The following is a 20,822-nucleotide window of genomic DNA, read 5'->3' as shown; positions in this document are numbered from 1 at the left end:
AAAATCATGTATAAACAGACCAGGGAACAAGCGTCATTCTTTTATCTTATATAATGTTACGTTTGTGTAACAAATATGACAAAGTAAGAGTCCGATAGATTTTATCTGTCTCATTCAGAATGTCCAGATTGACTCTCAACGAATTAAAGGAAATTTGAATATATTCCCTTCAGCAGTATCTCCTTACTCCATATTGGGTCTTCTGGCTGTTTTAAAGCATAGACATACCTCATCTTTAATCTTGGGATTCTGCCAAATATAACTTTATTGTAAAAACGTCGTAACCTTCCTATTCTTGTCATAAAGTACAATGGAATTAGATTGAAAAGGAGGGAAATACATGCAAGAAACCATTCACCATTATGATGATTTATTGAGAATGCTGGATTCATTTTTACGGGAGCCGGCTCCATTTTGGGATGAGTTTTTTTCTGATCGTGAGAAATCCGTCCCTATATTTGTTAACGCACCAGACGAAAACCTGGCCTCTTATTTAAAGAGCGGAATCATCACCTGTGGCAGGGTACTTGAACTCGGTTGTGGACCAGGAAGGAATGCCATTTATCTGGCAGAAAACGGCTTTGAAGTAGATGCAGTTGACGTGTCAAAGACATCTCTTGATTGGGCTAAGGAACGAGCGGATGAAAGAAATCTTTCCATAAACTTTTTTCACCGAAATATTTTTGATTTTGAAATTGAGAATGGAAAGTACGATTTTATTTACGATTCAGGTTGTTTTCATCATATTGCTCCTCATAGAAGGATAAGTTACATAAACCTTATAGAAAGAGCATTAAGGCCAGAAGGATACTTTGGTATCACGTGTTTTCATCAGGGTGGGAGTTTAGGAGGTTCTGCTATATCAGATTGGGAAGTATATCGAAAAGGTTCTCTTATGGGTGGACTGGGATATACAGAGGGCAGGCTGACAGATGTCTTTCATTCGTTGAAACCCATAGAAATTAGAAAAATGATCGATCAAAACGAGTCAGAAAACCTTTTCGGTGCATCGGACTTACTGACTGGACTTTTTCAAAAAGGAATTAAATAAAGTGTAAAGTATACATTTAAAGAGAAGATATGCTCAGCCCGTTCTGATCATATCTTCTCTTTCTTTTATAACCTGAAACGAGACAGAAAACGTAATAATTCCTTTTGCACTCCATGTTGATATTTTAAGATGGCGTAAGTTTTAGCCACCGGCATGGGAAAAGACTTTGTTTCAACTTCCAAGAGTCTTCCTTCCAGCAGCTCTCTCCTTACTGTAGATGCAGGAAGATAGGAAATACCCAGTCCTTCTGTTATAAATCGTTTTGTGATATGTGTTTGCGACACCTTCATCATCCTGGTTTTTGGATAAAATTGTTTGATCGTATAACAAAGATCATCCCAATAAGCAGGATGATTATGGGTCAACAGGTAATTCGATGCCAATAACTCCTCTTCTTCCAACGGAGGTGCTGATTCAAAATCCCTTCCATCATGGGGAGCCACCATAATGACTTTATCAGTAAACAACAGAGTTTGTTCAAGCTCAGGACTAAAGCAGGGAAGACAGGAAAGACCGATATCGACCCTTTCTTCCAAAACAGCCTTCTCTATTTCATCCGACTCAATGATTTCAACCGATATTTCTACCTGGGGATGATTTTCTAAAAACTGTTTTAAGACAAAAGGTAAAACATTATCAGCAATCAGGGGGGATATAGCCATTTTAAGCGTTTTAGTATATCCCTGACTTATAGATTGCAGAGCAGTAATTCCTTCTTCATAGATTTCAATCAATCTTTTGGCATGTTTAAGATAGCTCCTCCCTGCTTCCGTCAACTTAATCTTCTTTCCTTCTCTTTCAAACAGCTTGACCCCAAGTTTCTTCTCAAGTTGTTTTATATGAACGGTAACCGTCGGCTGAGAGATGTATAATCGCTCAGCCGCTTTTCTGAAATGACTGAATTCAGCAGCGGAAATAAACGTTTTCACTACATTTAAGTCCATGTTTACACCCCCTTGATTCATTAATAACCGTAATCAAATAATTTAAATATATTTAATTTTCATAATTATATATCCATTATACAATAAATGTAACAAAGGAAAAAGGGGATGAAATGGATGTATAGCAAAGGATTAAAAGGTATTATCGCAGCACAAACATCGATCAGTCATATCAATGGCCAGGAAGGTGTCCTCCTATATAGGGGATATGATATAGGAGAAGTCAGTCACTTGTCATTTGAAGAAGCAGCCTTCTTATTATGGCACAGCCATCTTCCGAATGAGGAGGATGCAATGGAGATCCAAAAGGAACTGAGCACATACAGATATTTGACACCTGAGATGAAATCCATACTTCATGCTTTGCCAGAAGATATGGATATAATGAGTGTGTTAAGAACTGTCGTTTCTTCCGAGGGGTCAGCAGAATACAAATGGAAGCCCACGATTGAGCAGGCGATGAGATTGACGGCAGTCATTCCAGCCATTATTGCCTACCGATTTAATATGATAATGGATAGACCGCTAATCGATCCCGATCCACAGCTAAACCATGTAGAGAACTATCTATATATGCTGACAGGGAACAATCCGCCCAAAGCAGTTACAGAGGCATTGGAAGCATACATGGTGTTGACTCTGGAGCATGGAATGAATGCCTCTGCCTTCTCGGCGAGGGTAACAGCTTCAACGGAATCTGATCTAGTTTCAGCCATCACATCTGCCATCGGAACGATGAAAGGGCCACTACACGGGGGAGCACCATCCGGGGTCATTGACTTACTAACCGAAATTGGCACGGTGGAGAAGGCAGAAAATATTATTAGAAGAAAATTACTGAAAGGAGAAAAACTGATGGGATTTGGTCACCGTGTATATAAAACACATGATCCAAGAGCCATTGCCCTAAAAAAGCGACTTGTAGAAAATTCTGGGGATGATCAGTCACTGGATCTGGCACTCCATGTGGAGAAAAAGGCAGTCGAACTTTTAGCTGAACTCAAGCCGGGTAGATCTCTATATACAAATGTTGAGTTTTACGCAGCCGCCATCATGAAGTCGATCCATCTCCCTTCGGATCTCTTCACACCGACATTTACCGCCAGTCGCATCGTCGGATGGACAGCTCATGTAATGGAGCAGGCAGAAAACAATTCAATCTACCGACCGCAATCAGAGTATATAGGTAGACGACTAGGTTGAAAAAACGCTAGTAAAGAAACTGACAGGTAAACGCCTATCAGATAAGAGTGCTACGGTGGGACAAGAGTAAAATTCCTTCTGCAAGAGTATTCGACTTCGGGGAAGATGCTTGTCGTTTTAAAGATAAATAAAATAGCATAAAAAATATAGACAGCCCCAGACGTCATTTGATTTGGGGCTGTCTATATTTTCATTATACCAAATTATTTTACCCGGTGATGTTATTGAGAATCTTATTCGACTATGGTAGGGATGATGCAAATAAAGCACATTCAAGAAAATATCAGATCGATCTCAACAATTGAATGAATTGGAATTTTTTCAGTGTCATGGCTTCGGGTTTGTGTTCGAAGGAACCCCCTGTTTATGAAGGAACGTTCATATATATGGAGGATAATGGGATATTCTGTCGAAATAAATGTATAGGGAGTTATTATAAAAAGAAATATAGAAAAAGGAGAATAGCCTTGTTAAAACTTCAACATATTCATAAATCAATGGATTACAAGAAAGCGTTGATTACTCACCTGGTTGATCAAAAGCAACAATTAGACGAAGGATTGATTCCTGAAAAGTCGATTGTACTCACACAGTGCAGTCTTCAAGTCTTAACTCAAACTGCCTTGATTGAGGGTGAAGTCAATCTATTTGACGGGGACGAAGAGAAGCAGACATTTCTTGAATATGGGCTCGATCGATTCGGGGAAGAACTCCTTGAACTTCCACCTGAGATGAGGGCTGCTAATGTTACGGCTCCTATTCATATTAAAAATGTTCGATTTCGATCTCTTGCTGCCCCCGAATCTATTATGGAGATGCATGAAATGATTGTCTTTTCCGACCAGGTTGTTGGATTAACCATCATTTAATACATGTAAAGGAGAGGTACTATTGTTTGTAACCGAATTAGGAAAACCGAAAAGCGAGACATCCCCATATAAAATGAAGTACAGGACTGCCGTTAAAGCAGTCATCTTTCAAGATCATAACATTCTTCTAATGCATTCGAATCGCGGTGATTATAAATTTCCGGGAGGCGGTGTTGAAGTTGGTGAAACTTTATCAGCTGCCCTTAGGAGGGAGGTGGCTGAAGAAACCGGATTCATACACTGTATAGTGAAAGAGCCTGTTGGAGTCGTAACACAAAGACATATGGACCTATTTGAAGAGGATACGGTATTTGAAATGACGTCACACTATTTTCATTGTGAACTATCAGATGATGATAGAATCCCTCAACAGTTAGAAGGATACGAGAAAGAACTTCAGATGATTCCCAAATGGGTCACCCTGAAAGAAGCCATTGATAGCAATGAGAGGTTGATGGACCGGTTTGAGAACAATCGATGGATTGTAAGGGAGAACTTTGTTTTGGAAGAATTGAAGAAATTATATAAATGATTCCGGGAAGAAACGCTTATCTGAATCTGGATAGGTGTTTTTTTAATATAGTAGAAAGAACTGCAACCTGGAGTTGCAGCTGGGGTATTATTTCTTCACTCATAGAGTTTGTTAATACAGCACTAACCATCAAATTCTTTGGTGGTTCTTAGGGTGATGGTTCCGGTTTATTTAAAAGTCCAATATGTACTTTTTGAGCTCTTCTGTATCATTCGGAAGTATCACATACCCCTCTAGTTTCATATCCAACTTTTCAAGAAGTTTAGAAGAAGAATGATTATCTTTGGTGGTAATCGCTACGATCCGTTCCATTCCTCTTTCTTTTGCAAGATCCATTGTAGCGCTGGCTGCTTCAAATGCATATCCTTGAGATTGATACTCCATTAGAAATGCAAAGCCGATATCAACATCTTCAAGGCCATCACGTTTAATCAACCCACATAAACCGATAGGGATGTGATCATCCTTGCGCTCCACCAGGAACAAACCAAATCCTTCCCGTTCATACATGGCCCGTGGACCATTCTCGATATAATTCAACGCATCATCCATTGTGCGAATACCTTTGTCCCCAATGAATTTAAGCCATCCAGGTTCATTTAATAATCTCATGATAAATGCGGCATCAGTAGGCTCTACCCATCTCAAGACTAGTCGCGATGTTTCTATTACCTTCATGTGGAACACCTCACTTTATATTCTCCTTTCTTATTTTAACTCGAAACATTGCGCATGGGAAATCATACTTTGGAAAGCCACGACCAATTCTGCTTGTTAAGTGATTTCAGCGCGAGACACACCCCTGAAAAAAATCCAAGACTAGTTTTCTTTTTTCTTCATGCTATAGTTTCTTTATACTAAATGATCAGGATAGAGGTGTAAAAATGGGATATACATTTAAAATAGAGGATCCAAAAATTCCAGCGCGCCAAGATACAGCAAATTTCCATGATATCTATTATGATGAAGATCCCTTTCTATCGAATTGTACGGTAGAAAATGCGAGGTTGGATCAGGAACATATCGACCAACTTGTACTATCTAAAGTGACGTTTAAAAATGTTTCTTTCGCAGGTGCATCATTTCCTCGAATTGATATGACAGATGTCGTCTTTGAAAATTGCGACCTGTCGAATGCAAACTTATGTGAGGGAATCATCCATCGGGTCCGCTTCAGTGAATGCAAATTAATGGGGATTGATTTTTCCGGTGCGAATTTAGGAAATGTACATTTTGATGAATGTTTGGCTAATATGAGTGACTTTGTTGACGCTCGAATGAAAAAGGTGAAATTTAACCAAACCTCCTTGCAAAATGCAAACTACTCTGACTGTGAGCTCCTGAAAGTGAGCTTTGATCGATGTGATCTGAATGAAATTGATTTTACCCAGACTGACCTTAAAGGAATTGATATTAGCACCTGCAGGTTTACCCGGATAAATGTTGCCCTTGATAGGCTTTCCGGATGTGAAATTTCCCCTGAGCAGGCGATTGGGTTTGCAGGCTTATTAGGATTGAAAGTTAAAGAGTAGGTTGTAAAGCGTGCAGAGCTGATAAGCTCTGCACGCTTTTAAGATGGCAAGAATATTTCAAGGAGGGCAAATGAATCCATTGTTCATATGTATAAAATGATCCAATCAAACATACTTATGTATCAGGGCCCACTGCTTTCAATTCGAAGGGGGAAACACCATGACCATCTTCATCTGGGTTTTACAAGGATTTTTGGCCGCCATGTTTTTGATGGCTGCAGTAGGAAAACTAACCGGGTCAAGCGTGCAACGAGGAGTATTTGAGCATTTACGATTACCTCAATGGTTTCGGATCGTCACTGGTTTAGTGGAATTATCGGGTGCTGCATTATTGGTCCTTGGTTACTGGAATGAAACGTACATCGTCACTGGTTCTCTCATTCTCGGTGTAACAGCAATCGGTGGAATGCTGGCCCATATTCGTGTAAAAGATGGATTCAAAGATACATCTATGATTGTCCTTCTGGGGATCCTTGCCTTTATATTATTGTATTTAGTTAAGTAAATTCACCAGATAGGAGTAAATTATATATGGCAAAAGGAGTGGATGCCCGGCTGCCACTCCTTTTTCTTTAATTTCTTTACATTAAGTGAAAATATTTCCAATTCAAATTCGTACGATATATTAGCGCCAATGTGATGGAGGAGGTTTATTCATGATTGAGATTGTAAATGTAAGTAAGCAGTATGAAGCTATCCAAGCGCTGCAAAATATCGGTCTAACAATCCCGGAAGGCACATGTTTTGGACTTGTAGGTCCCAACGGAGCAGGGAAATCCACCTTAATGAAAATTTTATCCGGAGTATTACAAAATTTTGAAGGGGATATCATCGTCAAAGGACACTCTGTTATGAAAGATAGAATAAAAGTGAAAAAACTTATTGGGTACATACCTCAGGATATTTGTCTGGAGGAAACACTGACTGCCAAAGATAACTTAAGGTATTTCGGGAGCCTTTATGGACTTAAAGGAAAAGAATTACAGGACCGTTGTGAGAATGTGTTGAAACAGATCGGATTATATGAACGCAAGAAAGATAAGGTCAGTACCTTCTCAGGTGGGATGAAGCGCCGGTTGAATATTGGATGCGCATTACTCCATAATCCTTCTATTATCATAATGGATGAGCCGACTGTTGGAATTGATCCACAATCAAGAAATTCAATATTTTCAATCATTCATGAGTTAAAAGAAAAGGGTAGCACCATTATCTACTCCAGTCACTACATGGAGGAAGTAGAGCACCTTTGTGACAGCATTGCTCTGATTGATAAGGGAACGCTGGTTGAAAGCGGCTCAATGGATGAACTGTTGCAGAAATACAATCGACCATCCTTGTTTATTTCGGGGGAAGGATTAAATGAATCAAGTCTATCTGTCCACGGTGAGCTCGAATCTAAAGGAAATGGATTTCTGCTACATAGTGTTGATCCACTTGTTGCACTGGAAAACCTGATTGTGGATTTCCGGAGCCAAAACATCCTTCCAAGAAGGCTGGAATTATATCAGCCAAAACTGGAGGATATCTTTTTTGATCTAACAGGAACACAGCTTCGTGATTCGTAATACAGGGAGGAATGCACATGTGGGCAATTGCAAAAATGGAATTAAAGAAGAATGTACAGGATAAAGGCTTGTGGTTTTGGACATTTATTTTGCCGATCGTCTTCATTATCGCCTTTGTTTCCATCTTTTCGGGAGATGAGAATACAAGTTATAAAGAAGTTGTGACCCAGATCATCCCAGGATATACGATCATGTTCGCATTTTATATTATGATTTCCATGGTCATCGGATTCGTAAAGGATCGGGATAAAGGAATGGTCGCAAGGATCGCCAGTACACCACTGCCTATCAAGGACTATTTTATAGGAAAGTGGATTCCCTTTATGATGATCGTCTTGATACAGATAGCAGTATTATTCTGTTTTGGCGTCGTCGTTTATGATCTCCCACTAGGGGATCCCCTTGCACTGATTTCCATTTCCTTATCTTTGGCTTTCATTGTAACGGGGTGGGGCATGGCCCTCTCAGTGTTGGTGAAAACGGAGAACATGGGCATTGCCATGACACAGATCGTCGCACTCGGAGGTGCAATGCTTGGAGGGTTATGGCTGCCAGTGGAGCTGATGCCTGAATTTATGCAATCGATCAGTAAGGTTTTGCCTCAGTACTGGGCAATTGAAGGATATAAGGAAATCATTCTCGAGGGTGGATCTGTGGCTGACGTTTTTTTCAATATTTCTATCCTGATATTCTCCGGAGCAGTAGGTGGAATGATTGCCATCGCTCGATATCCACGGTTTCTTCGTTCATCAAAAAGCTAATATCGGGAAAAGCGAATACCTTCTCTAAAACTAGTGAAAACGCATTCCTTTTTGAAATTTATGGTATAATTCAATTATCTGAACATTCCATCCGAATTTGCACTGTTTGAAAGGGGAAACCGATTGAAAGAGAATAGAGTAAGAATTCAAGAACTAAATAAAGAAAATTGGTATGAATGCTGTCAGCTCAAGTTGTCAACAGAGCAGCTGCCATTCATTGAACCTAATTCCATATCCATTGCCCAATCTAAATTCGAGACCACATTAAAACCTTTTGCCATCTATTTTGATAGTATGGTTGTTGGCTTCCTTATGTTCAATACTGTACCAGAAGAACTGGACGGTCATTGGGTATACCGAATAATGGTTGATGAAAGCCATCAGGGTAGAGGAATCGGAAAAGCGGCAACAGATTTAATGTTAATAGAAATGAAAGAGTCACTCGACGTGAATAGAATCGTTGTAGGATATCACCCTGATAATCTGGGTGCACATCACTTATATAGAAGTCTTGGATTTGTCGATCACGGTGACCGATTTGGCAGGGAAATGGCCGTAATTAAAGAAATGTAGTTTAACAAAATGATAGAAATGGAATGGGCCAAGTTCTTCATTTGGTCCTTCAAAGATTTACATTCCTATAAGTTCATCAAACATATAAATGTTTATTTCACCTCTAACATTCCTTTAAGCTTATCTTTCGCTCCTTTCCGCCACTTTTTCACAGCAGATAGGGATACATTCTCCACCTCTGCAATTTCACTGATTGTAAGCATATGCATACACGTATATCTTACCCATTTTCTCTGATTCACCGTCAGACCTTCACAATAGCTGAACAACAATTCTTCTGCTAATCCTCCATTTATATGATCATCTTCTATCATGTTAAAGAATTCCGTTTCTTTGAAAATGTTCTTTTCTTCATTTAGATTATCACTTGTTAACTGCGACAGAATTCTGCCACGTACAAATGAGTATGCGTACGCAGGAAAAGCTCCTTTCTCGGGATCAAAATTCTGATAAGCCTCCCATAGGGCGATGAGGCCGGTTTGATAGTACTCCGATTTATTTTTATAGATGTGCAATGAATGAATAATTTTATGAATCATCCGGTCATATTGCAAATGTAGCTCCTCAAATTTCTCCAATATACTTTCCTTCTGACCGGCGCGCCGTTCTTTGTATTCCTAGGTAGGTTAACCATACAAAGAAAAAGGGTGGTGAACAAACGAGGTTAATTTTAGTTTTAGAGCCACTACATCATTAAAACTTTATGGCATTTCAGCTGTTTCTGAAGGGGAAATAACAAAATAGACCTATAATGAGGAAACATATTAGCTATTTTCCTTAATTAGTAAAAATGGTTGGGAATTAGGCAATACTATAATGAAAGACATACTCCAAGGAGGGTGAAAAATGACAAAGAGTTCTACTTCTATTAAATCCGAAAATGAACAAGTACAGCAGAATGAAACTATCGAAAAGCTGGAACAAATGTTAGCAGCGGTCCTTCACTATCTTTCCGATGATGAAATTGAAGAAATCGATATTGACTACCTCCTTACGAATACTGAAGACCTGCGGGAATGGTGGGAGGGTTACCGCAAAAGAAACAAAAAAAAGCTCGAAAATGAGATTAAAGCTTCTTTAGGCACATTATCACTTGAGGAATTAGAAAAAATCCATGAACAAATTAAAAAACATAAATAATTCCTCTAATAAGTTCTGAGTTCATTGACAAGATGAATAACCATAATATTATTATGTAAACTTTAAACAAATAGGAATTGATAGGGCTATAACCATTCTTTAGGCATAGCGGGAGGGTAGACTCTTTCAATCAATGTCTCAGGCAAAATAAGGAGAAGAAAACGCCCATCATTGAACGTTTTCACTCCTGCACGAACTTCTTTTTAAAGAACCTCCTGAAATAACTGGTGTGCAAGTGTTACAACTCCCACCGGCATTTGATTCACAATAACCGTCGTGAATATTTCATGTTCAGGAAAATAAAGTGTCACAGATTCATACCCATGAATCAATCCATGATGACCGTAAGCAGATATTCCTTTATCAAACGTGTACTTGGCAATTCCCAAACCGTAATATTGACCGGGAACATCCGTCTGATGAACAGCCAGCATTTGTTCAAGTGATTCTTGTGATAAGAGGGTGCCAGTGAACAGGGCCTTCATGAATGTTTGAATTTCTGCAGGGTTTGAAATAAGAGCACCGGCAGTCCACATGATGGAAACATTGAGATCTGTAATGTCTTTCAAATCATCAGATATGTCAGACAAGTCCGGGGTGGCATTCGAGTGCCCTGTTGCAAAGGGGAACTTTAGATCATTCTTTATCGGGAAGTATGTCCTATTCAGTTGAAGCGGTTGAATAATCCATTGGCTGACTGCTTCTTCAATCTTCATGCCTGTACATTTCTCTATGACCATTCCAAGAAGGATATAATCTGTTTGGGAGTCCTTATATTTAGTACCGGGATCAAATTCCAGAGTATGATGGGCGATCAGTCTTATAAGACTTTGAGGGGGGAAGAAGTCATTCAGACTTGAGACCTCATGTTCAATGCATTTCGTACCTGCGACATCCATCCTTAGATAATCCTTTAAGCCCGATCTATGCTGAAGCAATTGACGAACGGATATCCTTCTGCCTTCTTTCAGGATACCGGGAAGGATGGATTCGACGGATTGTTCAAGTGAAAGAAGGCCTTCTTCTTGTAATTTCAAGATCAATGTACTAGTAAACATTTTTGTTAAAGTACCAATACGTTGATGATCGAAAGGATTTAACAATGTATTTTGGACATATCCTTTAACGCCTGCTGCCATAATATAGTCTTCTCCAGAAGAATTAGTCAAGCAGACTGAAATACCAGGCAGCTGGTATGCTTTACGCAGATTTTCGACTGTTTTTTCAATTATAGTGAGATCAATCAAAGAAATCATCCTTTCGAGCTATAGATATCCTACCTGCCTTTAAGAAGATGAGCTTCCAGCTTAAGCAGGATTTTTCAAGATTAGTATAGAAAGTTATTAAGTGCGTTCTGGTGAGCGGTGAAACCATACAGTGGCATAAGTTCGTCCAGTCACACGCATGCCTTTCAAAGAATCTCAGAATAGCATGTTCTATACATATGAACAAATATGCGAAATAGAAGGGAAAATAATCAATGTCAATCCGCAATTCAGCAAAAGCCATCATTATCCAAAATAACAAAATACTTCTGACTAAAAATAAAGATGATGATGGTATTTTCTATCTCTTTCCCGGTGGGGGACAGGAAAAAGGTGAAACACTTCATGAAGCATTAATTAGAGAATGCATAGAGGAGACAGGGGAAGTCGTGGCAGTAGGGGAGCTGGTACATATAAGGGAGTATATCGGTAAAAACCATGAGCATGCGGCTTTCGACTTCAACTTACATCAAGTAGAATTCTATTTTAAATGTACATTTCTCCATGAATGGAGCGATCATCATGCTCCATCGAATCCAGATAGTCACCAAGTAGGGGTGGAGTGGATTGATTTGGATGCACTGAAGAATTATAGATTATATCCTAAAGAAATAGCTTCATATATAGTCGGAAGAAGGTCGAAGGTTTATCTCGGAGATATCAACTAGGATAAAGAGGGGGATAATCGTTGCGTATTCATACGCTTATCTTAACAGGAATAATGGCAGGCATTTACTCTAGTATTTTAGATGGCATTGAACAAGACTACAGTTTCAATACTGTCTTGAGTGCGTGTACTTTAACTGTTTCAACAATAGTGACCGGGCTTTTGCTACACAGATTTTTGAATAAAGAAAAGAATAGTAAAGCCTGAATAGATCTTATGGCTCTGAGAACTATCTCAGAGCCATAAGATCCTTATAACATTCGAACTCATACAGCCTTCAAAACCTGCGTTTCCAAGTGTTTTGTATCAAAGCCCCTCAACCCCGGATGCTACCTTCCTCAGTGTTCCATACCGGCAGGCGATTTGGGTCTTCTGGCCAATTCCCCATTGCAATTCGGACAGATAGAATCATATTTAGCAGTGCAGCCTTCACAATAAGTACACTCATGGACACAAATGTACGCATGGTCATTCAAGCTCCTCCCACACGTCTCACAATTGGTCTTCATTTCTAATCCCATAGCTAACCTTCCTTTCTATCAATCTCTTTCCATTATATTCTAAAATGCGTTAATATAGTGGATATATGGTAAAGTCACTCCTTTGAGGGAAAAATGGCGGAATATATATCATATGGGGGAAATCGAGAGTGAAAATAACATGGAAACAGGAATCATTCATTCCCGAAATCTCACGTGTTACAAGTGTACATGGTTTCTGCTTTAATAATGAAAAACTGCTAATGATCAGAAAGGGGAAGGAAATTTGAACCAATCACTATCGGTTAATAAAAAAAGCTGGGATGAAGTCGCGCCACGTTTCTACGGTAGAAATCCCCTGCCGGAATACGGTCCACTTGCACCAACTGAAGATGAGCTACAGCTGCTTGGGGATATAAAAGGAAAAAGGGTATTGGATATCGGCTGTGGTAGTGGGCATTCACTAAAATATATGAGGGACAATCACGCCTCGGAGATGTGGGGATTGGATTTATCTCACAGCCAAATCAAGGCAGCTGAAGAATTATTGTCAGATGATGATGTGACCTTGTTTGAAGCACCAATGGAAGAGAATCCAGGAATACCCGAGAATCATTTTGACATTGTCTATTCCATTTACGCCTTGGGTTGGACGACAGAGCTGGATCAAACCCTATCCAATGTATATTCATACCTAAAGGATGGCGGCATCTTCGTATTCAGCTGGGAGCACCCTTTATATAATCGTATTCAACAAACAGGAAGAAACCTCATCTTCAGCCAACCCTATCATAGTGAAGGACCCTATGACCATGAGGCGTGGACGCATCCTGCCATCATGCAGCAGTTCAAAGTCAGTACCTATCTGAACACGCTCATCAAGAAAGGCTTCTTGATCGAAAACGTGATTGAAGAGGTGCGTTTATCCCAAGTGGATGTTGAGAGGCATTCCAATAGATGGTATAGCTTTGATAAAGCAAGCTATTTACCAACTACTATAATTGTGAAAGCCAGGAAGGGAATGCGGATCTGATGATAAAAGCTGCCATATTCGACCTGGATGGAACGCTGTTAAATAGGGATGCGTCTGTAAAGGCATTCATCACGGATCAGTATGAACGCCTTTACCATTGCCTTCATCATATTCCGAAAAATGTATATATATCCAGATTCATCGAACTAGATCAAAGGGGATACGTATGGAAAGACAAAGTATATAAACAGCTCATTGAGGAGTTTTCGATTCCTGAGTTAACATTTGAAGCATTTCTCGACGATTACATAGAACGATTTAAATACAGCTGTATCCCTTTTCCTCATATACTTACCATGTTGGATGAATTAAAAGCGGAAGGAATCCGATTGGGGATGATCACGAATGGGTATGGACGATTTCAGATGGACAATATCCTTGCCCTCAAAATAGAACCTTACTTTCAAGAAATACTTGTCTCCGAGTGGGAAGGTATAAAAAAGCCCGATACTGAAATTTTCAAACGGGCAGTAGAAAGATTACAAGTAGAACCTCAAGAATGCATCTTTATCGGAGACCATCCCGAGTATGATGTGTATGGTGCCCAGAAGGCAGGGATGAAAGGTGTTTGGAAGAAGGATGCCCATTGGATAGATGCAAAACATGCAGATGGTGTGATTGATGATTTAGCTGACTTACCATCCTTTATTAAGGCGCTTCAGTCATCACGGTGACTATTTCTGGTAGAATAATTTATAAACATGTTTCCTTTAAATGGTTAGGAGAGACAGTCAATAAATTTTACTCTGTCAGCTGATCAAGTGAATTGAAAACGGGGATAAAAAAACCTTTCGTATTTTTTGATTATTATGAAAGACTGATTTAGAACGATATGCTACTATTCATTCTACGGAATTTCTAGTATAATAGTCTTCTTGATACTACATATTCAGCCTAGGTAATTGAATAAAATCAGGAGGGTCCACTTTGTTTGAATTCAGTGATTTATTTACAGAACCAGTAAAAACCGTCGCTATTAATATAGCGATTGTTTCACTAGTTACCATATCGTTGACTACACTAATATATACGGTACTTAAATTTATTAAGTTACCTGAAAAGTTCATAGAGAACATTATCGGCCTGATCGTAGTGTTTGTTGGAATAGGCACTGTGTATTATTCCCTGAGATGGGATTTGTTCCTTGCATTATGATCGAGCATAGATTGAAAGAAAAAGCATCTAATCAGATGCTTTTTTTTGTTTTTATGACTAATGAATTTTATAACAAATACGCTATGCTTCACTAACGAGAGAAGCTTTCCCCTTGAGTCTCTTAACTTCATTCAAAAGCCTCATATTCCGTTCTTTAAACTTACCATTACATATTATGATTAGGACCATATAGTGCAAATAGAAACTGTTGATATCTTCCCCTTGCTAATATGAAGAAATTTCTTTATATTTAGTAAATACCATTTTGCCAAATGTTGGAGGGGTCTATCTATGAATGACATGAAGAAATTATGCAACTCCATTAATGCTTGTTTAACAAAGAAGGATTCAACTATTAACGAACTTCAAATGGGTGAGATTGTTTATTTGTTTCGAGTGAAATCTCAACTGACTCAAGAAGAGTTAGCATCGAAAGCAAATGTATGCACGCAGACCATCAAAAGACTTGAAGGGTGCAGGGAAAGGGTTAGTGATGTCACTTGCAGGGGAATATTCGAAGCGTTGGGAGTTCATATCACTCGACTGACGAATCTTTTGGACGAATGATAAGACTAGTCAAAGCAGTATAAGCCATAGCCTCAAATATTTAACACTGGGATATTCTACTAGAGGTTTAAAAATGAATATAATATGTCGACGGCTTTGAGTTGAAATGTGGAACGGGCAGATGCTATATTATCCTGAATAAGGTACGATCTCCAATCATACCTTTAAAAGAGTTCAATTGGACGAAGGGAGAGCCTATGGATAATAATTGGGAAGTCGCTCTATCATCTTTAACTCAATTGACCGTGTCTTCTAATGCAAATAATGAACCTGTCACAATCCATGGTGGTAATGAAACATTACGATGCGTGGGAGTCGGGACAGATGCGGCGGTCTTTCAATCTATTAATGTACCTAACTTCGCGTTCAAATTGTATGCTGAAGATAAGAGATCCAAAATAAAAATAGAAGAAAACGTCTATCAAACCATCGGGGATTCTCCTTTTTTCTCTACCTGCTATGCAGCTTATGATACATTACTAGTATTAAGTTATGAAGAAGGACCAACACTCTTTGACTGTCTGTTGCAGGGTATCCCGATTCCATTTCAAGTGGTTCAGGATGTCGAAGCGGCGAGACATTATGTTCGTGAGCGAGGACTAAATCCCCGTGATATCCATTTAAAAAACATTTTATTGCAAAATGGGAGAGCGAAGATCATTGATGTATCAGAGTATGTACATCCTGGAAATGATTTCAGATGGGAGCACTTGAAAAAAGCTTATGAAGACCATTATGACCTTATTGAGGGAAGAGCCTTACCATTTTGGTTATTGGAAACGATACGGAAATGGTACAACTCCTGGAATAAGCACTTTGGATCGTATGAGGAATTTATGAAAAAAGTATCTAAATTTACTTCATTTAAATAGGATGGAAAGTGTTCAAAGCCTTCATTGCTTTGGACGTTTTTTTTGGAGAAGAGAAGAGTTACATTTGAATCAGTTGTACAAACAGCTTCCGTTTGACATAATTTATCTAAGATTAGATCACTGGAGGGGAGAATATGTGGTATCAAAACGATGTAAGTAAGAGTCTGGGGACAAAATACCCCATCATCCAAGCTGGAATGGCTGGAGGGGTCACCACCACGCGCCTGGTTTCCTCTGTCTCGAATTCGGGCGGGCTTGGGACGCTTGGAGCAGGGTATATGCCTGTCGCCGACCTTAAAGAGGCGCTAAAACAAGTAAAAAAACAAACAGACTTACCTTTTGGTGTAAACCTTTTCATACCCGAGAAACCGGAATGCCGAGAAGAACAAGTGAACAGCATGCAAAAATTACTGGACCCCTTCAAAAAAGAAATGAATTTATTGATTGATGGCCAATTCACTATAAATCAAGCAGATTTTGAAAAACAAATTGAATCCATCATTAATGAAAGAGTGCCAGTCTGCAGCTTTACCTTTGGAATTCCTTCAAAGGAAATTGTAAAAGAGTTGAAGAAAGAAGGAATCAAAGTCATCGGAACTGCTACATCAGTAAAGGAAGCGTTAATCAATCAAGAGTGTGGAGTGGATGTGATCGTGGCACAAGGGAGTGAAGCAGGTGGGCATAGAGGTACATTTCTTGGTGCTTACGAAGAATCAATGATTGGGACATTCTCCCTGATTCCACAGGTAGTGGATGCTGTGAAACTACCGGTTATTGCAGCAGGCGGAGTTATGGATGGAAGAGGTATGATAGCCGCTCTCGCTTTGGGTGCAAAAGGAGTTCAAATGGGAACCGCCTTTCTAACCATGAAAGAAAGTGGAGCAAATGCTATCCACAAAAGAGCCATTTTAGAAGCTGAAGAGACAAGCACAACGGTCACATCTGCATTTAGCGGTAAACCGGCCAGGGGCCTTTCAAACACATTTACAAGAACGATGAAGGAGTATGAGAGTCAATTCCTTCCGTACCCTATTCAAAACGAATTGACTAAAGAAATTAGAAAGGAAGCCGGCAATCTGCATAACAAAGAATTAATGTCTTTATGGTCAGGTCAAAGCCCACGACTCAGTAAAGATGTTTATGTACATGAGCTGATTGATTCTATGGTAAAAGAAGTGGAAGAAGGACTACATAAGTTGCACAGATAAACTGTTATTTTGATGATTTCACCACTCTAATCTCATCATTAGTCCCATTTTCACAAATCTTCTTTTCCAAATATTTAACCTTGTAATACTTTCTAGCAAAGGTATAATTTTGATATAAGGTAAGCGCTTTTTTATTTAACTGAAAAATTCTAAATAATGAAAATTCCATTTGTCGAGCTGCATTTTCTAGGAGGTTCACATGAGAGAAATTTTACCTGGATCCGTATTGTCACACATTCAGTACGGTTATCAAAAAGTTCCTAAGAAAGTTAAAAGTCAATGTCCAAGTTGCTCTAAGACCAGTGAATTTGTGTTGAAAGCCAATTTCTATCAAGTGAATAAGACTGGGTTGTTCGCAGAGGCCAACTGTTCGGAATGTAAGAAACCGGCCGTTTTCGTTATTATGTTGAATGACGATTCGATTCATACAAGAGAGGAAGCCGGTCTATATATTTATGATCCTTTAGCCACGAACGGACCCTTGGATCAGATCCAGGGGAATAAACGGATCCCACAGGACCTCGTCAGATCATTTCGATCCGCATTAAACGTCAGCCAGTCGAAGGATAACTCTGCTACAGCCGTTATGTCTAAGCGGGTACTGGAGAGTGTACTGAAGAATTTCAATGGTGATCAATCCACAGGGCAATCTTTGTCGGAACAATTCGATCAGCTTCCGAAAAATGTTGATCTATCAAAGCCGATCCAGGCCCTCAGCCATTTAGTCCATCCCAAGTCTGCTTTCTACGAGATGCTTGAATTGGAACGGGAGATAGATGATGAAACAGCTGGCCTACTCATGGAATTATTGGAAGGTCTGATTGAATACCTGTATGTACTTCCAGAAAAAATAGAAACGTTACAAGAAAGAATTGAAAAGAAATATTAGTAGGGGTAGAGTGTTGTTTCTGGCACTCTACTTTTTTCCAGTTCACTGAATGAAGTATGTATCATCACTTTTGATCGACTGATCATTGTGTATATCATATATCCGAATTTCTCTATCCAATATGCTAAACGGATCCCCTATAAGTCGGGTAGCAAAAAATACACCCAAAACCAATCTTGATCATTCCGCAACATATGAAATCATCGTAAAAAATCAAGATCTTTCATGATTATGAACAGAATTTATTTAAATTTTGCCAAAACTAGTTTATCATTATGAGGTAGATTGTTATTGAAAGTCAGCGGAACTAAAGGAAGGTACACGATGATGACAGAAAACGAAAAGAATATTACCAGAATACATATGGATGGAAAGGAATACATCCTAATCGGGACCGCTCATGTGTCACGACAGAGTGCGGAACAGGTAAAAGATGTGATAGAAGACGAGAAACCGGACACGGTTTGTGTTGAGCTGGACGAACCAAGGTATCAATCAATTGTCGAAGGTGATAAGTGGAGAGATACTGATATTTTTCAAGTGATCAAAGATAAGAAATCCACTCTGCTCCTCATGAATCTTGCCATTGGTTCATTCCAACGCCGGATGGCCAAACAATTCGGCATCAAACCGGGACAGGAAATGATTCAGGGCATCGAATCCGCGAAAGAATTAAATGCGGAACTCGTCCTTGCTGACCGGAACATCCAGGTGACATTTTCCCGGATATGGAGCAGTGTAGGTTTCAGCGGGAAGGCCAAGCTACTGACCCAGATTGTATACAGTATCTTTAGCAATGATACAATTACAGAGGAAGAACTGGAAAAAATCAAATCCCAGGATATGCTTGATTCAATGCTGAATGAATTCACACAAGTGTTTCCTAAGTTGAAAACACCCTTAATCGATGAACGGGATCAATACCTGGCACAGAAAATCAAAGACGCTCCAGGAAATAAGATTGTCGCAGTACTTGGGGCAGCACATGTACCAGGTATCTCTAGAGAAATCTATAAAGAGCATAATCTGGATAAATTGAATGAACGTCCAACTAAATCTAATTGGCCAAAAGTCATCGGGTGGGCCATCCCTGTCATGATCCTGGCCGTCATTGCCTATACGTTCATCTCAAACCCCGATGCAGGGATTCAGCAGGGAATCAGCTGGATTTTGTGGAACGGCGGGTTCTCTGCCCTTGGAGTAGCGATCGGACTGGGACATCCCTTAGCCATTGTAACGGCATTTGTAGCAGCACCCATTACATCATTGAATCCTCTTCTAGCAGCCGGTTGGTTTGCAGGGTTCGTTCAAGCCTATTTCCGCAGGCCCAATGTCGGTGATTTTGATTCTCTGCCTGAGGATGTACTGAGCATTAAGGGATTCTGGAGAAACAAAGTAACCCGAATCCTTCTCATTGTCGTACTTGCAAATTTAGGAAGTACATTGGGAACAGTCATTGGTGGGGCAGACGTAGTAAGATTATTTCTTGAAAATTTATAGGGGAAAAATAAGTTATCCTTCTGGATGGCTTATTTTTTTGGGGGTAAATTGGAATATTATGCTAAAATGGAAGTATCCATAGTTTTGGGAGGGGATTATAATCACAGAGTTTGTCAATCGATACGGCCATTGGTTATTTCTTCTATTCGTAGGATTAAGCATCATGCTGGGAATGACAATCTTCACTTCTTCAGTTCAAGGAATCATCGCAGGAGTATTTGGAATTGTGGGGTTTTTGGGAATTTCGTATCTGGTCATCCAAATCGAGGTACATAAGAGGAAGAAGGATCATTAAAACAGATTCATCAGCTCAATGGAACAGTTTGATTAGTTGAATCGATACAAATGAAAGGAGGATCTACATGATATACGTTATTAGACACGGCCAAACCGATAGAAACAAAGAAGGTAGACTCCAAGGCAGAAATGGTCTCCCATTAAATGAAGCAGGACTCAGACAAGCTTGGGATTTAAAACACCAACTAAGTCACATCAACTTCGATTACGTCTTTTCTTCTCCACAGGAAAGAGCCATTCAAACGGCTGAAATTGTTACAGCTATGTCGTGCAAGGTTGATACAAGACTAGATGTTTATGATTTAGGCGAGGCGGATGGCCTGATAAAAAGCGAGGTGATCATGAATGGTCCATTGCCGGATTCATCGTGCTATGATGGAGTGGAGGATGCTGAGAGTTACATGACAAGGGTTTTACACTTCATGGAAGAATTGACAGCGCTCCATGGAGGAGAAGATAAACATATATTGATTTCCGGTCACAGGTGTACAACCGGTGCAATCGGTGCGTACTTTCATGGCATTCCAAAGGATCAAAATATCTTAAGATTCTCATCCAATAATGGAGAATTTAAGCAGTATGAATTGCATGTAAGAAGCTGAACGTAAGCGATAAAAATGTAACTGAACAGCCACGTTTTCAAAATGAAACTTTGGGTAAATAGTAATTAACCTTTACCCGCGACCTTGTGAGGAGAAAATAATAGGAGCTGTGACG

The 20,822-nt window shown here is 39.5% G+C and carries 26 protein-coding genes; 21 read left to right on the top strand and 5 right to left on the bottom strand.

The features are described 5' to 3' along the window. Nucleotides 1-340: 340 nt before the first annotated feature. Nucleotides 341-1,051 carry a class I SAM-dependent methyltransferase gene (locus KYJ26_RS22590; protein ID WP_219170228.1) on the top strand — a complete coding sequence of 237 codons (711 nt, stop codon included), beginning with the start codon at nucleotides 341-343 and terminating at the stop codon, nucleotides 1,049-1,051. Nucleotides 1,052-1,116: 65 nt separating this feature from the next. Here the strand turns inward: KYJ26_RS22590 and KYJ26_RS22585 are convergent, their stop codons facing one another. After that, entirely contained in the window at nucleotides 1,117-1,995 is an 879-nt protein-coding gene (locus tag KYJ26_RS22585) for a LysR family transcriptional regulator (protein ID WP_219170226.1), read from the bottom strand. A gap of 117 nt (nucleotides 1,996-2,112) precedes the next feature. Between KYJ26_RS22585 and KYJ26_RS22580 the strand changes: the two genes are divergently transcribed. The 3 genes from KYJ26_RS22580 (at nucleotide 2,113) to KYJ26_RS22570 (ending at nucleotide 4,599) form a co-directional block, all read left to right on the top strand. Further along, entirely contained in the window at nucleotides 2,113-3,198 is a 1,086-nt protein-coding gene (locus KYJ26_RS22580) for a citrate synthase/methylcitrate synthase (RefSeq protein WP_219170224.1), read from the top strand. A gap of 305 nt (nucleotides 3,199-3,503) precedes the next feature. Further along, nucleotides 3,504-4,067 carry a hypothetical protein gene (locus tag KYJ26_RS22575; RefSeq protein ID WP_307514222.1) on the top strand — a complete coding sequence of 188 codons (564 nt, stop codon included), beginning with the start codon at nucleotides 3,504-3,506 and terminating at the stop codon, nucleotides 4,065-4,067. A gap of 22 nt (nucleotides 4,068-4,089) precedes the next feature. Further along, entirely contained in the window at nucleotides 4,090-4,599 is a 510-nt protein-coding gene (locus tag KYJ26_RS22570; RefSeq protein ID WP_307514221.1) for an NUDIX hydrolase, read from the top strand. Nucleotides 4,600-4,770: 171 nt separating this feature from the next. On the opposite strand, the gene KYJ26_RS22565 is transcribed toward KYJ26_RS22570, so the two are convergent. Beyond that, nucleotides 4,771-5,277: a GNAT family N-acetyltransferase gene (locus KYJ26_RS22565; protein ID WP_219170220.1), complete on the bottom strand. Its 507-nt coding sequence runs from the start codon at nucleotides 5,275-5,277 to the stop codon at nucleotides 4,771-4,773. Nucleotides 5,278-5,483: 206 nt separating this feature from the next. On the opposite strand from KYJ26_RS22565, the gene KYJ26_RS22560 reads away from it, so the two are divergent. The 5 genes from KYJ26_RS22560 to KYJ26_RS22540 all read left to right on the top strand — a co-directional run bounded on the left by KYJ26_RS22560 (nucleotide 5,484) and on the right by KYJ26_RS22540 (nucleotide 9,033). Beyond that, nucleotides 5,484-6,131, top strand: coding sequence for a pentapeptide repeat-containing protein (locus KYJ26_RS22560; protein WP_219170218.1), 648 nt, complete (start codon nucleotides 5,484-5,486; stop codon nucleotides 6,129-6,131). A gap of 160 nt (nucleotides 6,132-6,291) precedes the next feature. Beyond that, entirely contained in the window at nucleotides 6,292-6,636 is a 345-nt protein-coding gene (locus KYJ26_RS22555; RefSeq protein WP_219170216.1) for a DoxX family protein, read from the top strand. Between the two features lie 151 nt (nucleotides 6,637-6,787). Next, nucleotides 6,788-7,699, top strand: coding sequence for an ABC transporter ATP-binding protein (locus KYJ26_RS22550; RefSeq protein WP_219170214.1), 912 nt, complete (start codon nucleotides 6,788-6,790; stop codon nucleotides 7,697-7,699). 17 nt (nucleotides 7,700-7,716) lie between these two features. Then, nucleotides 7,717-8,460, top strand: coding sequence for an ABC transporter permease (locus KYJ26_RS22545; RefSeq protein ID WP_219170212.1), 744 nt, complete (start codon nucleotides 7,717-7,719; stop codon nucleotides 8,458-8,460). Nucleotides 8,461-8,583: 123 nt separating this feature from the next. Next, nucleotides 8,584-9,033 carry a GNAT family N-acetyltransferase gene (locus KYJ26_RS22540; RefSeq protein ID WP_219170210.1) on the top strand — a complete coding sequence of 150 codons (450 nt, stop codon included), beginning with the start codon at nucleotides 8,584-8,586 and terminating at the stop codon, nucleotides 9,031-9,033. Between the two features lie 92 nt (nucleotides 9,034-9,125). On the opposite strand, the gene KYJ26_RS22535 is transcribed toward KYJ26_RS22540, so the two are convergent. After that, nucleotides 9,126-9,611 carry a sigma-70 family RNA polymerase sigma factor gene (locus tag KYJ26_RS22535; protein WP_219170208.1) on the bottom strand — a complete coding sequence of 162 codons (486 nt, stop codon included), beginning with the start codon at nucleotides 9,609-9,611 and terminating at the stop codon, nucleotides 9,126-9,128. A gap of 268 nt (nucleotides 9,612-9,879) precedes the next feature. On the opposite strand from KYJ26_RS22535, the gene KYJ26_RS22530 reads away from it, so the two are divergent. After that, complete coding sequence (locus KYJ26_RS22530) at nucleotides 9,880-10,173, top strand: hypothetical protein (RefSeq protein WP_219170206.1); 294 nt, start codon at nucleotides 9,880-9,882, stop codon at nucleotides 10,171-10,173. Between the two features lie 203 nt (nucleotides 10,174-10,376). Here KYJ26_RS22530 and KYJ26_RS22525 read toward each other — a convergent pair whose 3' ends face one another. Further along, nucleotides 10,377-11,420 (bottom strand): serine hydrolase domain-containing protein, encoded by a 1,044-nt coding sequence (locus KYJ26_RS22525; protein ID WP_219170204.1) that lies wholly within the window; start codon nucleotides 11,418-11,420, stop codon nucleotides 10,377-10,379. A 233-nt stretch (nucleotides 11,421-11,653) separates the two neighbouring features. Here KYJ26_RS22525 and KYJ26_RS22520 point away from each other — a divergent pair, with 233 nt between their 5' ends. Both KYJ26_RS22520 and KYJ26_RS22515 read left to right on the top strand, forming a co-directional pair. Beyond that, a complete protein-coding gene (locus KYJ26_RS22520; RefSeq protein ID WP_219170202.1) occupies nucleotides 11,654-12,106 on the top strand; it encodes an NUDIX domain-containing protein in 453 nt (150 codons plus the stop codon). A gap of 20 nt (nucleotides 12,107-12,126) precedes the next feature. Further along, the gene (locus tag KYJ26_RS22515) at nucleotides 12,127-12,312 is read left to right on the top strand and encodes a hypothetical protein (RefSeq protein WP_219170200.1); all 186 of its coding nucleotides are present in this window, start codon (nucleotides 12,127-12,129) and stop codon (nucleotides 12,310-12,312) included. Nucleotides 12,313-12,443: 131 nt separating this feature from the next. On the opposite strand, the gene KYJ26_RS22510 is transcribed toward KYJ26_RS22515, so the two are convergent. Further along, on the bottom strand, nucleotides 12,444-12,626 hold the full coding sequence (locus KYJ26_RS22510) for a DUF1272 domain-containing protein (protein WP_219170198.1): 183 nt from the start codon (nucleotides 12,624-12,626) through the stop codon (nucleotides 12,444-12,446). A 244-nt stretch (nucleotides 12,627-12,870) separates the two neighbouring features. Here KYJ26_RS22510 and KYJ26_RS22505 point away from each other — a divergent pair, with 244 nt between their 5' ends. From KYJ26_RS22505 to KYJ26_RS22470, 9 genes are all read left to right on the top strand, one after another. Continuing rightward, on the top strand, nucleotides 12,871-13,617 hold the full coding sequence (locus KYJ26_RS22505) for a class I SAM-dependent methyltransferase (protein ID WP_219170196.1): 747 nt from the start codon (nucleotides 12,871-12,873) through the stop codon (nucleotides 13,615-13,617). Continuing rightward, complete coding sequence (locus KYJ26_RS22500; protein WP_219170194.1) at nucleotides 13,617-14,291, top strand: HAD family hydrolase; 675 nt, start codon at nucleotides 13,617-13,619, stop codon at nucleotides 14,289-14,291. Before KYJ26_RS22505 ends, KYJ26_RS22500 begins: the two co-directional genes overlap by 1 nt. 772 nt (nucleotides 14,292-15,063) lie before the next feature. Continuing rightward, entirely contained in the window at nucleotides 15,064-15,339 is a 276-nt protein-coding gene (locus KYJ26_RS22495; protein WP_219170192.1) for a helix-turn-helix transcriptional regulator, read from the top strand. 197 nt (nucleotides 15,340-15,536) lie between these two features. Continuing rightward, nucleotides 15,537-16,211: a serine/threonine protein kinase gene (locus KYJ26_RS22490; protein WP_219170190.1), complete on the top strand. Its 675-nt coding sequence runs from the start codon at nucleotides 15,537-15,539 to the stop codon at nucleotides 16,209-16,211. 134 nt (nucleotides 16,212-16,345) lie between these two features. Continuing rightward, entirely contained in the window at nucleotides 16,346-17,419 is a 1,074-nt protein-coding gene (locus KYJ26_RS22485; protein WP_219170188.1) for an NAD(P)H-dependent flavin oxidoreductase, read from the top strand. A gap of 199 nt (nucleotides 17,420-17,618) precedes the next feature. After that, entirely contained in the window at nucleotides 17,619-18,308 is a 690-nt protein-coding gene (locus KYJ26_RS22480) for a hypothetical protein (protein WP_219170186.1), read from the top strand. A 327-nt stretch (nucleotides 18,309-18,635) separates the two neighbouring features. Continuing rightward, nucleotides 18,636-19,808: a TraB/GumN family protein gene (locus tag KYJ26_RS22475; RefSeq protein WP_219170315.1), complete on the top strand. Its 1,173-nt coding sequence runs from the start codon at nucleotides 18,636-18,638 to the stop codon at nucleotides 19,806-19,808. A gap of 163 nt (nucleotides 19,809-19,971) precedes the next feature. After that, nucleotides 19,972-20,103, top strand: a complete 132-nt coding sequence (locus tag KYJ26_RS24150; protein WP_257475189.1) for a hypothetical protein — start codon at nucleotides 19,972-19,974, stop codon at nucleotides 20,101-20,103. Nucleotides 20,104-20,170: 67 nt separating this feature from the next. After that, entirely contained in the window at nucleotides 20,171-20,707 is a 537-nt protein-coding gene (locus KYJ26_RS22470) for a histidine phosphatase family protein (RefSeq protein ID WP_219170179.1), read from the top strand. The last annotated feature ends 115 nt before the right edge of the window (nucleotides 20,708-20,822 follow it).

Source organism: Rossellomorea orangium, assembly GCF_019334305.1.
Taxonomy (GTDB): domain Bacteria; phylum Bacillota; class Bacilli; order Bacillales; family Bacillaceae_B; genus Rossellomorea.
Note: the sequence above shows the minus strand (reverse complement) of the source record. Positions and strands in the feature narration are given on the sequence as shown.

Bases quoted from the DNA above. Each gene is read 5' to 3' on its own strand.
- KYJ26_RS22495 (WP_219170192.1), top strand. From the start codon at position 15,064: ATGAATGACATGAAGAAATTATGCAACTCCATTAATGCTTGTTTAACA.
- KYJ26_RS22560 (WP_219170218.1), top strand. From the start codon at position 5,484: ATGGGATATACATTTAAAATAGAGGATCCAAAAATTCCAGCGCGCCAA.
- KYJ26_RS22565 (WP_219170220.1), bottom strand. From the start codon at position 5,277: ATGAAGGTAATAGAAACATCGCGACTAGTCTTGAGATGGGTAGAGCCT.
- KYJ26_RS22475 (WP_219170315.1), top strand. From the start codon at position 18,636: ATGACAGAAAACGAAAAGAATATTACCAGAATACATATGGATGGAAAG.
- KYJ26_RS22480 (WP_219170186.1), top strand. From the start codon at position 17,619: ATGAGAGAAATTTTACCTGGATCCGTATTGTCACACATTCAGTACGGT.
- KYJ26_RS22585 (WP_219170226.1), bottom strand. From the start codon at position 1,995: ATGGACTTAAATGTAGTGAAAACGTTTATTTCCGCTGCTGAATTCAGT.
- KYJ26_RS22470 (WP_219170179.1), top strand. From the start codon at position 20,171: ATGATATACGTTATTAGACACGGCCAAACCGATAGAAACAAAGAAGGT.
- KYJ26_RS22545 (WP_219170212.1), top strand. From the start codon at position 7,717: ATGTGGGCAATTGCAAAAATGGAATTAAAGAAGAATGTACAGGATAAA.
- KYJ26_RS22485 (WP_219170188.1), top strand. From the start codon at position 16,346: ATGTGGTATCAAAACGATGTAAGTAAGAGTCTGGGGACAAAATACCCC.
- KYJ26_RS22550 (WP_219170214.1), top strand. From the start codon at position 6,788: ATGATTGAGATTGTAAATGTAAGTAAGCAGTATGAAGCTATCCAAGCG.
- KYJ26_RS22590 (WP_219170228.1), top strand. From the start codon at position 341: ATGCAAGAAACCATTCACCATTATGATGATTTATTGAGAATGCTGGAT.
- KYJ26_RS22510 (WP_219170198.1), bottom strand. From the start codon at position 12,626: ATGGGATTAGAAATGAAGACCAATTGTGAGACGTGTGGGAGGAGCTTG.
- KYJ26_RS22530 (WP_219170206.1), top strand. From the start codon at position 9,880: ATGACAAAGAGTTCTACTTCTATTAAATCCGAAAATGAACAAGTACAG.
- KYJ26_RS22520 (WP_219170202.1), top strand. From the start codon at position 11,654: ATGTCAATCCGCAATTCAGCAAAAGCCATCATTATCCAAAATAACAAA.
- KYJ26_RS22500 (WP_219170194.1), top strand. From the start codon at position 13,617: ATGATAAAAGCTGCCATATTCGACCTGGATGGAACGCTGTTAAATAGG.
- KYJ26_RS24150 (WP_257475189.1), top strand. From the start codon at position 19,972: ATGCTGGGAATGACAATCTTCACTTCTTCAGTTCAAGGAATCATCGCA.
- KYJ26_RS22580 (WP_219170224.1), top strand. From the start codon at position 2,113: ATGTATAGCAAAGGATTAAAAGGTATTATCGCAGCACAAACATCGATC.
- KYJ26_RS22490 (WP_219170190.1), top strand. From the start codon at position 15,537: ATGGATAATAATTGGGAAGTCGCTCTATCATCTTTAACTCAATTGACC.
- KYJ26_RS22555 (WP_219170216.1), top strand. From the start codon at position 6,292: ATGACCATCTTCATCTGGGTTTTACAAGGATTTTTGGCCGCCATGTTT.
- KYJ26_RS22575 (WP_307514222.1), top strand. From the start codon at position 3,504: ATGAATTGGAATTTTTTCAGTGTCATGGCTTCGGGTTTGTGTTCGAAG.